The sequence below is a fragment of the Streptomyces sp. CNP082 genome (genome assembly GCF_059570535.1).
The window spans coordinates 184772-198012 of the sequence record NZ_JCANSZ010000001.1; the positions used below are offsets into that span (position 1 = coordinate 184772).

Below are 13241 nucleotides of genomic sequence, written 5' to 3' on the forward strand. Positions count from 1 at the left end.
CGGTTTCTGTTGCGGACCGGCGTCAACCGGTGGCGGGCCGGGGCACCGCCAGGTCGCCCCGGTAGCGGACTGCGGCAGCTTCGCACACCGCGCGTACGGACCAGCCCAGCGCCGCCGCCGCGGCCTCCGCTTCGGCCAGCTCCGGCTGGACGGTGAGCGCACCGCCGGGGCCGTCGGCGACCTTGACGGTGACCTGCTGCTCGGCGCCGGGCGGGCCCACGGCCACCACGGCGCTGTGCCGGGGCAGCATGAGGCGCCGGTGGGCGGACCAGCGGACGCCGAGTGTGGTGGTGTGGCGGAACAGCGCGTCGGCGACGGCGGGCCGTACGTCCTCGGCGCACAGCGCGGTGACGACGCGACCCGGGCGGCCGTGCCGCCCGACGGTCTCGGTGGTCCAGCAGTCCCACGCGCCGGCGGCGCGCAGGGCGGCCAGCACCGAGGGCCACAGCCGCGGGTCGAGGTCGTCGACCGTGCTCTCCACGACGGTGACCTCGCCCTCGGCGGGCCCGCCGGCCGCGGGGGCGGCGAGGGTGCCGACGACGACGCGGGTGATGTTGGGGCGGTCCGGGGTCTCGCGGCTGCCGCCGCCGGTGCCCACGGCCCGTACCGTCAGGTCGGGCAGCGGCCCCGCGGCGGCGAGGGCGGCGACGAGCGCGGCGCCGGTGGGGGTGGTGCGCTCGCCGGCGAGCCCGCCGCCGGTCAGTGCCAGGCCGCCGGCGGCGGCCAGGTGCAGCACGGCGGGCACGGGCACGGGCATCCGCCCGTGCGCGCAGTCGACTTCCCCGCTGCCCGCGGCGAGCGGGGAGCAGGTGACGACGGCGCCGGGGGCGAGCAGGCCGAGGTCGGCGAGGGCGGCGGCGCAGCCGACGACGTCGGCGAGCGCGTCGAAGGCGCCGACCTCGTGGAAGTGGACCTCCTCGGCCGGGATGCCGTGCGCCTTGCCCTCGGCCTCGGCGAGCAGCCGGAAGACGCGGGCGGCGAAGTCCGCGGCGTCCGCGGCCAGTCCGGCGCCGACGGCGCGTTCGACGTCGGCGAGGACGTCGGCGAGGCGGCGGTGGTGGTCGGCGGCGGCGGGGCGGTGGACGGTGACGCGGGTGCACCCGAAGCCGCCGCGGCGGTCGCGGGCCACGGACACGCCGAGCCCGTCGATCTTGAGCGCGGCGACCGCGTCCCGTACGGCGGCGAAGCTCGCGCCGGCGTCGAGCAGCGCGCCGAGCAGCATGTCGCCGGCCACCCCTGCGGTGCAGTCGAGATGGGCCGCGGCCGTCCCCTCAGCCACCGTGCGTCACCCCCGACGAGTTCCGTTCATGATCACGGGGAGAGCCCTTCCCGTACGTCTGGCGCGCCACACCGGCGCGCGGGGCTGTCTCCCCCGTCTCCCTCGTGTGAGCGATGCCGTACGGAACGGCGGGACGTGCGCTGCTCACTTCAGTCACCGGCGCGTACCCCCACGATCTTGGCGGCGTGCACGGCGGCGCCGAAGCCGTTGTCGATGTTGACGACCGTGAGCCCGGGGGCGCACGAGGCCAGCATGGCGCCGGCGGCGGCGCGGCCAGCGTCGGCGAAACCGTAGCCGACGCTGGTGGGCACGCCGACGACGGGGGCGGTGAGCAGGCCGGTGACGACGCTCGGGAGCGCGCCGTCCATGCCCGCGACGACGATCGCGCAGTCCGCGGCGCGCACCTCGCCGAGCACCGCGAGCAGCCGGGACAGACCCGCGACGCCGACGTCGGCGAAGAGCCGGGAGCCGGTGCCGAGGGCGTCGAGGGTGGCGACGGCCTCGCGGGCGACGGGCAGGTCGCTGGTGCCGGCGGTGAGCACGGCGACGGTGCCGCGCGGGGCGGGCAGCGGGCCCACGGTGACGGTGCGGGCGTGGGTGTCGACCCGTACCGGCTCGTCCGCGAAGGCGGCGGGCGCGTCCCGCAGCACCTCCTCGGGGCAGCGGGTGGCCAGCGCCGGGGAGTCCGGTGTCCGGCGGCGCAGTTCGGCGAGGAGCCGGAGCGTCTGCTGCGGGGTCTTGCCGTCCGCGTAGACGACCTCGGGCACGCCGGTGCGGCGGCGCCGGCCGATGTCGAGCCGGGCGAAGTCGCCGACCTCCGCGATGCCGCCGTCCAGCAGCGCCGCCGCTTCCGACGGGGTGCCGGTGGTGTCGACGGCGCTGCCGTGCGGCTCGCTCATCGCGTCGGCGCTCCATCGGAGGAGACGGTGCGGGAGGCGGCGCGGGCGGCGGTGCTGACGGCGCCCGTACGGTACGGGGCGAGGCTGCCCTCGCCGAGCGGGCCGACGGCGGCAACCTCGCGCAGCAGCGTGTCGCTGAGGCCGTGGGCGGCGGCGACCTCGCGGTGCGCGGGCGCGTCCAACTCGATCCGGAATCCCTGCTTCAGCAGGCGTACGCGGATGTCGCGGGCGCCCACCCGGTGTGCGTCCAGCGTCGCGCGGACCCGTTCCTCGGCCCGTTCGACCAGGTGCAGCCGGTCCCTGGAGACGGTGATGCCCACCGCGATACGGGACGCCAGGCAGGGCATGCCGGGCTTCTCCGCGACCGGCAGCCCCCACGCCCGCGCGACCGCGCGGACCGCGGCCTTGCCGAGCCCGGCGGCGGCCAGCGGTTCGGCGGCGGCGAGTTCCTTGGCGGCGCGCAGCCCGGGGCGGTGGGCGGCGCGGCGGTCGTCGAGGTGGGTGCCGGTGGCGATGTGCGCGAAGCCGTGCTCCGCGGCGTAGCCGGCGACCCGGCCGAGGACGGTCTGCTTGCAGAAGTAGCAGCGGTCGCCGGCGTTGGCGCGGTAGCCCGCGACGGACAGCTCGTCGGTGTCGAGCACGACGAGTTCGGCACCGAGGTCCGCCGCCGTGTCGCGGGCGAGGGCCAGCTCGCCGCGGGCCAGGGCGGGCGAGTCGGCGATGACGGCGACGGCCCGGCCGGGGCCGAGGGCACGTACGGCCGCGGCGAGGACGACCGTGGAATCCACGCCACCGGAGTATGCCACCGCGACGCTGCCGAGTCGTCCGACTTCCGCCAGCAGCGCGGCGACGGCCGCGTCCGTCTCCGGGTCACCCGGGTCCGTCATGCGTGTGCGCCCGCCGATCGGCGTCGTACGGCGGCGATCCCGGCCGCGCCCGCGACCACCGCGGCGCCGGCGACCAGCCGCTTGCGGGAGCTGCGCCGCACGGTGTCCACGGCCACCGGCACGCCGGCGCCGAAGCCCGCGACACCGCGCTGGACCAGGTTGAGCCCGGCCATACCGGGAAGCTTGTGCACCTTCTCGTCTATCTTGCGCACGGCTTCGGCGCCCGCGTCGTCACCCAGCAGGTGCCGCAGCACGAACCGGGTCTCCTCCACCGGCTGGATGGTGGAGCCGACGGGCTGCCAGAAGCGCTCGGTCACCCAGCGGGCCAGCGCGCGGGCGCGCGGGGAGCGCTCCAGGCGCTCCCTGGCCTGGCTGGCGTAGAACGCGAGGTGCCGGGATTCCTGGCGCTGGATGCGGCCGAGCAGCTTGGTCAGTTCGGGGTGCTGCTCCTTCTCGATGAGGCTGCCGTACGCGGCGTGCGCGGACCACTCGTTTATGGCACCCCACGTCATGTGCACGGCGACGAAGTCCTCGCCGATGGCGTTGGCCGCGATGGACTGGTAGATCGGCGCCAGCCGGTCCTTGAGCCCCTGCGCCTCGCGCACCTCGCGGATGTGGTCGTAGTCGGCCTTCTGCCCGTGGGCGCGCAGCACGGAGTCGATCGCCTCGCCGTGCCAGAACTCCTCGAAGGCCCACATCGACATGAACGCGGTCACGTCCGGGTCGCGGTGGGACGGAGTGACAAGCACGTCCCGCAGGTAGCACACGGTGTGGCTCTCCACGTCCGACATGTAGCGCAGGCAGCGAAGCGCCTCCGCGGACAGCGGGCGGTCGGCGAACGCGTCGAGGTCCAGGTCGTCGACCTGGACGCGTCCGGCCGTGTTGATATAGCCCGGTATGTCGAAGGCCATTGCTCTCCCTCCGGCAGATGCGCCGATTGAGCCGAGTCCATCACGGCACGAAGCCCTTTATCAACATCTGTTGAGTTAGCTCGCGATTCTAGATCGCCGCCGTTCCCGGGCGCCACTGCCCCCACTCCTGACGCAGCGGGCACGCGCAAGGTTGACTCGGCGCGCTAACCCGCGGCGGCCGGGAGCGGGCCGAAGAGGTAGTTGTCGATGGTGCGGCCCACGATCTCGGCCAGCTCCGGCCGGGGCAACTCGGCGAGCGGACCGAAGCGCACCACGTAGCGCACCAGGGCCGTGCCCACGAGGTGGGAGCCGGCGAGGCCGGCGCGCAGCTCCGCGCGGTCCTTGACGGCGCGGGCGGCGACGCGGGCGACCAGTTCGCGGGTGATGAAGTCGCGCAGGACGGCGGCGGCCGGCTGGTACGAGGCGGCGGACAGGAGGATCGCCTGAAAGGGCCACCTGGTCTCGGCGTCGTCCCACAGATCGAAGTAATACGCGGCGAGCCGCCGGCCGAGCCCGTCGGAGGAGTCGCCGAGGATCCGCCCGAGCACGTCGTCGGGGCGCATCACGTCGGCGATGGCGGCCAGGTACAGCCCTTCCTTGCTGCCGAAGAACTGCACGAGAAGGGACGGGTCGACGCCGGCCTCGCGCGCGACGGCGCGCAGGCTGCAGGAGGCGTAGCCGCGGGCGAACATGCGCTTGGCGGCGCGGATGATGTCCGCCCTGGTGTCGGGACGGCCGGGGCGGGGCCCGAGTGGCCGCACCCGGCGGCCCAGCGTTCTCTTCCCGGTCACGATGGTCGCTCACGCTCCAACGCAGGTGTGCATTTTCCTCATTGCGTCAAGTCTTCGGTGAACGCCCGGCCGGGACAAGAGGGACGTGCCAAAGCTCCGGTCAAGAGGATCCCCCGGCGCGGCGGCCCGCGGCAGGTGAGCGCGGTGCGCCGGCGGGATGCGGGGGCAGCCGTGCGACTCCCCGATTATCAGCACATGACCTGCTGAACACCCGCAACAGGGATTGAACGGCGCATCACAGGCGCACAGTTTGCGACTTGGCATGGACATGGGTTTCAAGGGGCAGGGTGTGGTTACCACTCGGTACAACCTCATCCCCAGGGGGTTCCATGAGAACTGCCCGGCCCTTGCGGCTGCTGCTGGGCTTCCTCGTCGCCACCACAGTGGCGCTGCTCGGCAGCATCCCGGCCCAGGCCGCCGACAGCTCCACCGGCGCGAGCACCTACGCCGCCGAGAACGCCGCCGAGAACTACGTGGCGCTCGGCGACTCCTACTCCTCCGGAGTGGGCGCCGGCTCGTACGACTCGGCGAGCGGCGACTGCAAACGCAGCAACAACGCCTACCCGGTGCTGTGGAAGAACGCGCACGCCCCGGCGTCCTTCGCCTTCACCGCCTGCTCCGGCGCCGTCACCGGCGACGTCATCAACAACCAGCTCGGCCCGCTCAACTCCAGCACGTCCCTCGTCTCCATCAGCATCGGCGGCAACGACGCGGGCTTCGCCGACGCCATGGTCACCTGTGTGCTCCAGGGTGAGTCGGCCTGCATCAGCCGCATCAACGAGGCGCGCACCTACATTTCGAACACCCTGCCCGGCAGGCTGGACGCCGCCTACAACGCGATCTCCGCGCGCGCGCCCAACGCGCACGTCGTCGTGCTCGGCTACCCGCGGATGTACCAGCTCGACGGCGGCTGCTTCTTCGGTATCAGCGAGCGCTCCCGGTCCGCCATCAACGGCGCCGCGGACCTGCTCAGCGACGTCACCGCCAAGCGCGCGGCCGACCACGGCTTCGCGTACGGCGACGTGCGGCCGGCGTTCTCCGGGCACGAGATCTGCTCGGACAACGAGTGGCTGCACAGCGTCACCTGGCCCATCGGTGACTCGTACCACCCCACGGCGGCCGGCCAGTCCGGCGGCTACTACCCGGTGTTCAACGGCCTGGGCTGACCGCCCCGGGCACCGCGGACAGCACCTCGCGGGCGGCCGCCACGGCGGTCGCCCGCTCCGCCGCCACCAGCCCCAGCCGGGTGCGCCGGTCCAGCAGGTCGGCCTCGTCGAGGGCCCCCTCGTGGCGTACGGCCCAGGCCAGCTCGGCGCCGGTGACCGGATACCCCGGGACGACCGGCGCGGCGAGGGCCGGCTCGGCGGCGGCCAGCGCCTGCACCGCCGGCGCCTCCGTCCCGTAGCGCTGCACCAGCCGGCGCGGCGCGTCCAGCCCCGCCAGCTCCGCCGCCGGCGCGGCGCCGACGAGCGGCAGCCGGGCGGTACGGCACGGGCCCGCGGTCAGGCCGGCGCCGGCCACGGCCGCGTCGACGGCGTCCTCGGCCATCCGCCGGTACGTCGTCAACTTGCCGCCGACGACGGTGACCACGCCGTCCGGAGAGGTGAGCACCGCGTGCCGGCGGGAGAGGTCGGCCGTGCTGCCGTCGCTCTCCAGCAGCGGGCGCAGCCCGGCGAACGCGCCGACGACGTCCGACCGGCGCACCGGCACGTCGAGCGCGGAGTCCAGCACGTCCAGCAGGAAGCCGACGTCCGTCTCCGGCACCGCCGGCACGTCCGGCACCTCGCCGTCGACCGGCTCGTCGGTCAGCCCCACGTACACCCGGCCGTCGTCCTGCGGCAGCACCAGGGCGAACCGGCCGGCCGCCCCCGGGACCGGGATGTGCACCCCCGCCCCGCCGGGCTGGCGCCCCATGCCCAGCGCCTCGGCGCGCAGCACCAGGTGCGTGCCGCGCGAGGGGCGCAGCCGCACGCCGGGCACCAGCGAACCGGCCCACACCCCGGTCGCGTTGACCACCGCGCGGGCCCGGATACGCAGCCGCTCCCCCGTCGTCTCGTCGCGGACCACCGCGCCGGAGCCGGTCAGCTCCACCGCCCGGGCCCGGGTCAGCACCCGGGCGCCGTACCCCGCGGCCGTCCGCGCGACGGCCGTCACCAGCCGGGCGTCGTCGGACAGTTGCCCGTCCCAGGACAGCAGCCCGCCGCGCAGCCTGTACCGCCGCAGCCCGGGCACGAGCTGCTGCGTCTCCACCGCGGAGAGCCGGCGGGGCGCGGGCAGCGCAGAACGGGAGGTGCGCGCGGCGGCGCGCAGCAGGTCCCCGGCGCGCAGCCCGGCCCAGGCGACGGCGGCCTGGGGGCGGGTGGTCAGCGGGGTGAGCGGGATCACGAACGGCTGCGCGTGCACGAGGTGCGGCGCGATGTGCTCCAGCAGCGCGCCGCGCTCCACCGCGCACTCGCGGGCGATGCCGACCTGTCCTGAGGCCAGGTAACGCAGCCCGCCGTGGACGAGCTTGCTGCTCCAGCGCGACGTGCCGAACGCCAGGTCGTGCGCGTCGATCGCGGCGACGGACAGGCCGCGCGCGGCGGCGTCCAGCGCGACCCCGGCGCCGGTGGCACCGAGCCCGACGACCAGCAGGTCGACGCGCTCGCCCGCGGCGAGCCCGGCCAGCTCGCGGGCGCGGCGGCGGGCGTTGAGGGAGAAGTCCCGGTCGCCGGCGTGCCGGGCGCTCGCTGCGCTTTCCGGGCTGTCAGGGCTGTCAGGGCTGTCGGGGCTCTCTGCGTGCTGCACGGTCATGGCGCGAGCATCCTCTCCAGCACCCCGCGCAGCTCGCTCTCGAACGCGGCGGTGCCGAGGTCGGGGTCGTCCTCGTCGGTCATGGTGCGCATGGAGAAGGTGAAGGACTGCACGACGAGCAGCGCGGCCCTGGCCTGCCGCACCGCGTGCCCTTCGCGTACGGAGCCCTCGGCGTGCCCCTTGCGCACGTCGTCGGCGATCAGGTCGAGCAGGACGTCCTGGCTGGCACCGCGGCGGTCGAGCATGTACGGCAGCAGCAACTCGGGGTCGACGTCGAGGATCTTGCGGAACAACGGGTGCGCGCGCAGCGCGCGCGAGCCCTCCGTGAGCCCCGCCACCAGCACCTCGCGCGCGTTCGCCGCCGCGTCGGTGGCGGGGAGCGCCCCCCGGGCGACGTCGATCCACTCACGCGTCATGAGATCGCCCACCAGCGACTGCACGTCGGGCCAGCGGCGGTACAGCGTCATCCGCGACACGCCCGCGCGGCGGGCCACGTCCGTGAGCGTGGTGCGGCGCACGCCCACGGCCAGGACGCAGTCGCGCAGCGCGTCGAGCGCGAGGTCGTCCAGCGAGGGCTTGTGACGTTTCGACTTCACCTGTCACAGTGTAACGACGATGGCAGCGGAGGAAACCCCTCCGGCCAGGGTGTGGTGCACCCGTACGGGAGGTTCGCGTTGGACATGCTGTGGAACGGGTGGGGCGACCCCCGGCAGGCGGCGCCGCTCCCCGAAGGCGTCCGCGAGCTGCTGCGCGACCTGCTGGGGGTGCGTCCCGCGGACACGCCGCCGGTGGCGCTGGCGGACCTCGGCCTGCCGGCGCCGCGGCTCGGCCCGGACGTCCTCGACGCGCTCGCGCGGGCGGCGGGCGGCGCGGAGCACGTACGCACCGACGCGGCGAGCCGGGTGCGGCACACGCGCGGCAAGTCCACGCCCGACCTGCTGCGCATCCGCGCCGGCCAGGTCGCGGACGCGCCGGACGCGGTGGTGCTGCCGGGCGGGCACGACGAGGTGCTGGCGGTGGTGCGGGCGTGCGCGGAGCGGCGGGTGGCGGTGGTGCCCTTCGGCGGCGGCACGTCGGTGACCGGAGGGCTCGCTCCGTACGCGCACCCGGACGGCTTCCGCGGCGTGGTGGCCCTCGATCTGCGGCGGCTGGACCGGCTGGCGGCGCTCGACGAGGTCGCGCGCACCGCCGACCTCGACGCCGGGCTGCGCGCGCCGGAGGCCGAACGGCTGCTCGGCGAGCGGGGGTTCACCCTCGGCCACTTCCCGCAGTCGTTCGAGTGGGCAACCATCGGCGGCTTCGCCGCGACGCGCGGCAGCGGCCAGGCGTCCGCGGGCTACGGGCGGTTCGACGAGATGGTCGTGGGCCTGACGGTGGCGACGCCGCAGGGCACGCTGCGGCTGGGCCGGGCGCCGCGCTCGGCGGCGGGGCCGGATCTGCGGCAGTTGGTGCTGGGTTCCGAGGGCGCGTTCGGGGTGATCACCTCGGTGACCGTACGGGTGCGTCCGCTGCCGCAGGTGCGGGCGTACGAGGGCTGGCGGTTCGGCTCCTTCGAGCGGGGCACGGCGGCGCTGCGCGCGCTGGCGCAGGACGGGCCGCTGCCGACGGTGCTGCGGCTGTCCGACGAGACCGAGACGATGGTGGGCCTGGCCCGCCCCGAGGACATCGGCGCGCAGGACGCAGCGCAGCCGGGCGGCTGCCTGGTCGTCACCGGCTACGAGGGCGCGGCGGGCGAGGCGGCGGACCGCCGGGCCGCGGCGCAGGTCGTGCTGCGGGCGGCCGGCGGGGAGCCGCTGGGCGCGGAGCCGGGCGAGGCGTGGGTGCAGGGCCGCTACCGCGCCCCGTACCTGCGCGACGCCCTGCTGGACGCCGGCGCCTTCGCGGAGACGCTGGAGACGGCCGCCTTCTGGCCGGCGCTGCCCCCGCTGTACGAAGCCGTGCGCGGGGCGCTGACCGGCACGCTGACGGCGGCGGGGACGCCGCCGCTGGTGATGTGCCACATCTCGCACGTGTACGAGACCGGGGCGTCGCTGTACTTCACGGTGGTCGGCGCCCGCGGCGACGACCCGCTCGGCACGTGGGAGCGCGCCAAGGCGGCGGCGAGCGACGCGATCCTCCAGTGCGGCGGCACCATCAGCCACCACCACGGCGTGGGCACGGACCACCGCCCGTGGTACGCCCGGGAGATCGGCCCCCTGGGGGTGGCGGCGCTCCGCGCGGTCAAGTCGGCCCTCGACCCGGCGGGCATCCTCAACCCGGGGGTGCTGCTGCCACGGGCGGACGAGTGAACACGGCCCGCGGGCCGGCTGCTGCCCGTCCACCGCGACCTGACCTGACGCCCGCCGTAGGCACCACCGAACCGGAGCCCGCCATGCGCCGCTTCACCGCTCTCGTCAATCCCGCCGCCGGCCGGGCCGCCGGAGCCGCGGCACTCATTCCGCTCGCCCGGGCGCTGCGGGGGGCCGGGGCGCAGGTCGAGGCGGAGTACAGCCGGGGGTTCTGCCATGCCGCCGGACTCGCCGCGCGCGCCGCCGAGGCGGGCCGCGTCGTGCTCGCGGTCGGCGGCGACGGGATGGCCGGCACCGTCGCCGGGGCGCTCGCGGGGACCGACGCGGTGTGCGGTCTGGTGCCCGGGGCGGTCGGGCGCAACGCCGTCGCCCGGGCGGTGGGGCTGCCCCGGGCGTCGGAGGAGCTGGCGGAGCTGCTGCTGCACGCCGAGCCGCTGCCGGTGGACGTGCTGCGGGTGGACGTGCCGCAAGCGGCGGGCACAGCGCCGGCCGTGGCGCTCGGCGCGGTGTGGATCGGCGCCGGCGCGGCCCGCACGGCGCCCGGCCGCGCGCTGGCGTCGCGGCGTTCTGCGCTCTTCCGCATCACCGTGGACGGCACGCCGTACGAGATGCGCGGCCACACCGTCGTCGTCGCCAACGCCCCCTGCCCCGGCGTGCCCGCCCCCGGTGCCGGCCCGGAGATCCGGCTCGACGACGGCGAGCTGGACGTCTGCGTGCTCGGCGGCGGCCCGGGGCGGCCGACGCGCCCGCGCGGCGAGCCGCTGCGCGGGCGCCGGGTGCACGTCGAGGCGGACCGGCCGCTGCCGTACGCCGCCGACGGCATCCCCGCGCCCGCCCTGCCGCTGACGGCGCGGGTCCTCCCGGCGGCGCTGCGCCTGCTGCGCTGACGGCCGGGCCCCCGGCACCGTGCGGTGCCGGGGGCCCGGGTCGTACGCCGTTCACCTGGCGGATCGGTGCGTGGACCGCGCCGGTTACGGGATGGTCGCCCCGTACTCGTCGAGGGCCGCGACCACCGGCTCGAAGAACGTCTCGCCGCCGTTGGTGCAGTCGCCGCTGCCGCCCGAGGTCAGGCCGAGCGCGTCACTGCCCGCGAAGAGGGAGCCGCCGCTGTCGCCGGGCTCGGCGCAGACGTCGGTCTGGATCAGACCGTCGACCGTGCCCTCCGGGTAGGTCACCGACACGTCGAGCGCGATGACGGTGCCGTCGTGGACCTGCGTGGTGCTGCCGCTGCGCTGCACGGTCTCGCCGACCGTGGCCTCACGCGCACCGGTGATCTCCTGGGTGGTGCCGTCGTAGAGGTCGACCTCGCTCGGGTGCTCGGTGTCCGCCACGTACTTGATCAGCGCGCGGTCGTTGCCCGGGAAGGTCGCGCCCTCGGCCTCGCCGATGACGGGCCCGCCGGAGGACTCGGACCAGGAGCTGCCGCCGAGCTCGACGCAGTGACCGGCGGTCAGGAAGTACGGCTCCCCGTCCTTGGTCGCGTTGAAGCCGAGCGAGCAGCGGGAGCCGCCGGTGTAGATGGCGTCGCCGCCGGAGATGTACGGCTTGAACGTGCCCTCGCTGCGCTTGAGCACGGCCTTGCCGTCCTGCGCCGCGACCTCCTTCTTCAGCTGGGCCAGCTCGGCGCCCTCGACCGTGCTGTCGGCGGTGACGACGACCTGGTTGGTGACCGGGTCGAGCGCGCGCGACGTGCCGGCGACGGCGCCCTGGGTGAGGTCCGCCTTCGCGGCCTTGAGCTCCTTGGTGGTGTGGTCGACGGTACGCGCACGCGCGCCGGCCGCCTCGGCCTGCTCGGCCGCCTCGTCGCTCACGACGTTGACGACGAGTTCCTTCGCCTGGGCGTCGTAGTACGCCCCGGCGGCCCCGCCCTTGAGGTCCTGGACGAGGGTGCCGGCGAGGTCGCTCGCGGCGGCCGACGACAGGGTGTCGGCGACGGGCTCACTCGTGCTGGCGTTGGCGGTGGCGAGCGTCAGACTGCCGGCGATCAGCGCGGCGGCGCCGACGCCCGCGACGGCGTACCGGCTCTTGGATATGGCTCGATACTTCAACGTGCTGCCTCCTATGGGGGGTTGGATCCGCCCGGCAAAGGACGGACCTTGGAGGATTTAGTTGGACATGCGCATGCCAAGCAGCGAACAGATTTATCACTGCCAGACAACTCGCCGAGTATGACCAACCCGTGAGTAGCACACAAGGCCACACCCCTTGTGTGACAGATCACTTGAGGTCAGCGCAACAGAACGCGTCCAAGTGCTCAGCCCTGCAACCCTCTGGCGGGCGCGACTGCGGGGTCCCCGAACGGGCCCCGCCGCGGCCTGCGTTGCCCGGCGAACACGGGGCGCACGGCCCGCCCCGCGCTCCCCCGCGGCCCCCGGAGCCCCGGAGGCGACGGCAGCCGGCGGCGCCCGCGCACGCCCGGGACCGCGCCGGGGGTCCGCCCCCTCGCCCGCGCCGGGCGGGGTGTGCAAGCCTCGTGGTCATGAGGAAGCTGGTGGCAGGGGTGGACGGCTCGGACGCGAGCCTCGCGGCGCTCGACTGGGCGGTGGCCGAGGCGGCCCGGCACGGCGCGGAGCTGCGGATCGTGTACGCGCCGCTGTGGGAGCCGTACGAGCGGACGTGGCCGGAGTTCACCGCCGCCCGGCCGCGCGGCCGGAGCGTGGCGGAGCACATCCTCGCGAGCGCGGGCGAGCGCGCCCGCGCGCAGGGGTGGAGCGGGGCCGTGGCGGCCGAGGTGCTCTCCGGCGACCCGGTGCCGGCGCTGCTGCGCGAGGCGGACAGGGGCGCGGTGCTGGTCGTCGGGGACCGGGGGCGCGGCGGGCACGACGCGCTGCCGCTGGGCTCGGTGGCGCTCACGGTGGCGGCGCGGGCGGCCTGCCCGGTGGTGGTGGTACGGGGGGAGGAGGCGGCGCGGCACGGCGGGTTCGGCCGGGTCGTGCTCGGCACCGGCCACGAAGGGGCGGAGCCGGCGGCGGTGGACTTCGCTTTCCGGGCCGCGCGGGCGCGCGGGTGCGCGGTGACGGCGGTGCACTCCTGGCGCTCGCCGGAGCGGGGCGTGGAGACACACGCGCACACCCTGGGCGGGGCGCCGGACCCGCGGATGCGGGAGGCGGAGTGGGCGCTGGACCGCGCGGTGCGCGCGACGGTGGGGCGCTATCCGGACGTACCGCTGGAGCGGCAGGTACCGGAGGGCCTGCCGCGCGACACGCTGCTGACGGCGGCGGCCGGGGCGGATCTCGTGGTCCTGGGCGCCCGCCGCACCCCGCTCGCGGACGCGACGGCCGCCGCGGGGGCGACGGGCATACAGCTCGGCCCGGTCAGCCACGGAGTGCTGCACCTGGCCCCGTGCCCGGTGGCGGTGGTCCGGGAGGACTAGGCCGGCGGGGGGCACGGGCC

The 13241-nt window shown here is 75.7% G+C and carries 12 protein-coding genes; 4 read left to right on the forward strand and 8 right to left on the reverse strand.

From position 1 onward, the window contains the following. Positions 1-22 precede the first annotated feature (22 nt). From larC to B124_RS00770, 5 genes are all read right to left on the reverse strand, one after another. Positions 23-1279 (reverse strand): nickel pincer cofactor biosynthesis protein LarC, encoded by a 1257-nt coding sequence (larC, locus tag B124_RS00750; RefSeq protein ID WP_496500611.1) that lies wholly within the window; start codon positions 1277-1279, stop codon positions 23-25. Positions 1280-1428: 149 nt separating this feature from the next. Further along, positions 1429-2178 carry a nickel pincer cofactor biosynthesis protein LarB gene (gene larB / locus B124_RS00755; RefSeq protein WP_496500612.1) on the reverse strand — a complete coding sequence of 250 codons (750 nt, stop codon included), beginning with the start codon at positions 2176-2178 and terminating at the stop codon, positions 1429-1431. Next, entirely contained in the window at positions 2175-3065 is an 891-nt protein-coding gene (larE, locus tag B124_RS00760) for an ATP-dependent sacrificial sulfur transferase LarE (protein ID WP_496500613.1), read from the reverse strand. The genes larB and larE overlap by 4 nt, the downstream gene beginning before the upstream one ends. Beyond that, entirely contained in the window at positions 3062-3976 is a 915-nt protein-coding gene (locus tag B124_RS00765; RefSeq protein ID WP_496500614.1) for a ferritin-like domain-containing protein, read from the reverse strand. The genes larE and B124_RS00765 overlap by 4 nt, the downstream gene beginning before the upstream one ends. Before the next feature lie 164 nt (positions 3977-4140). Continuing rightward, entirely contained in the window at positions 4141-4767 is a 627-nt protein-coding gene (locus B124_RS00770; protein ID WP_496500615.1) for a TetR/AcrR family transcriptional regulator, read from the reverse strand. 329 nt (positions 4768-5096) lie between these two features. Between B124_RS00770 and B124_RS00775 the strand changes: the two genes are divergently transcribed. Continuing rightward, entirely contained in the window at positions 5097-5933 is an 837-nt protein-coding gene (locus B124_RS00775; protein WP_496500616.1) for an SGNH/GDSL hydrolase family protein, read from the forward strand. Here B124_RS00775 and B124_RS00780 read toward each other — a convergent pair. Beyond that, positions 5917-7560: a glycerol-3-phosphate dehydrogenase/oxidase gene (locus B124_RS00780; RefSeq protein WP_496500617.1), complete on the reverse strand. Its 1644-nt coding sequence runs from the start codon at positions 7558-7560 to the stop codon at positions 5917-5919. The two genes, B124_RS00775 and B124_RS00780, sit on opposite strands and share 17 nt — an antisense overlap. Continuing rightward, positions 7557-8156 (reverse strand): TetR/AcrR family transcriptional regulator, encoded by a 600-nt coding sequence (locus tag B124_RS00785; protein WP_496500618.1) that lies wholly within the window; start codon positions 8154-8156, stop codon positions 7557-7559. Before B124_RS00785 ends, B124_RS00780 begins: the two co-directional genes overlap by 4 nt. Positions 8157-8240: 84 nt before the next feature. On the opposite strand from B124_RS00785, the gene B124_RS00790 reads away from it, so the two are divergent. Beyond that, positions 8241-9848, forward strand: coding sequence for an FAD-binding oxidoreductase (locus tag B124_RS00790; RefSeq protein ID WP_496500619.1), 1608 nt, complete (start codon positions 8241-8243; stop codon positions 9846-9848). An 83-nt stretch (positions 9849-9931) separates the two neighbouring features. Next, a complete protein-coding gene (locus B124_RS00795) occupies positions 9932-10735 on the forward strand; it encodes a diacylglycerol/lipid kinase family protein (protein WP_496500620.1) in 804 nt (267 codons plus the stop codon). An 84-nt stretch (positions 10736-10819) separates the two neighbouring features. Here the strand turns inward: B124_RS00795 and B124_RS00800 are convergent, their stop codons facing one another. After that, positions 10820-11896 carry a S1 family peptidase gene (locus B124_RS00800; protein WP_496500621.1) on the reverse strand — a complete coding sequence of 359 codons (1077 nt, stop codon included), beginning with the start codon at positions 11894-11896 and terminating at the stop codon, positions 10820-10822. Positions 11897-12327: 431 nt separating this feature from the next. On the opposite strand from B124_RS00800, the gene B124_RS00805 reads away from it, so the two are divergent. Then, a complete protein-coding gene (locus B124_RS00805; protein ID WP_496500622.1) occupies positions 12328-13221 on the forward strand; it encodes a universal stress protein in 894 nt (297 codons plus the stop codon). The last annotated feature ends 20 nt before the right edge of the window (positions 13222-13241 follow it).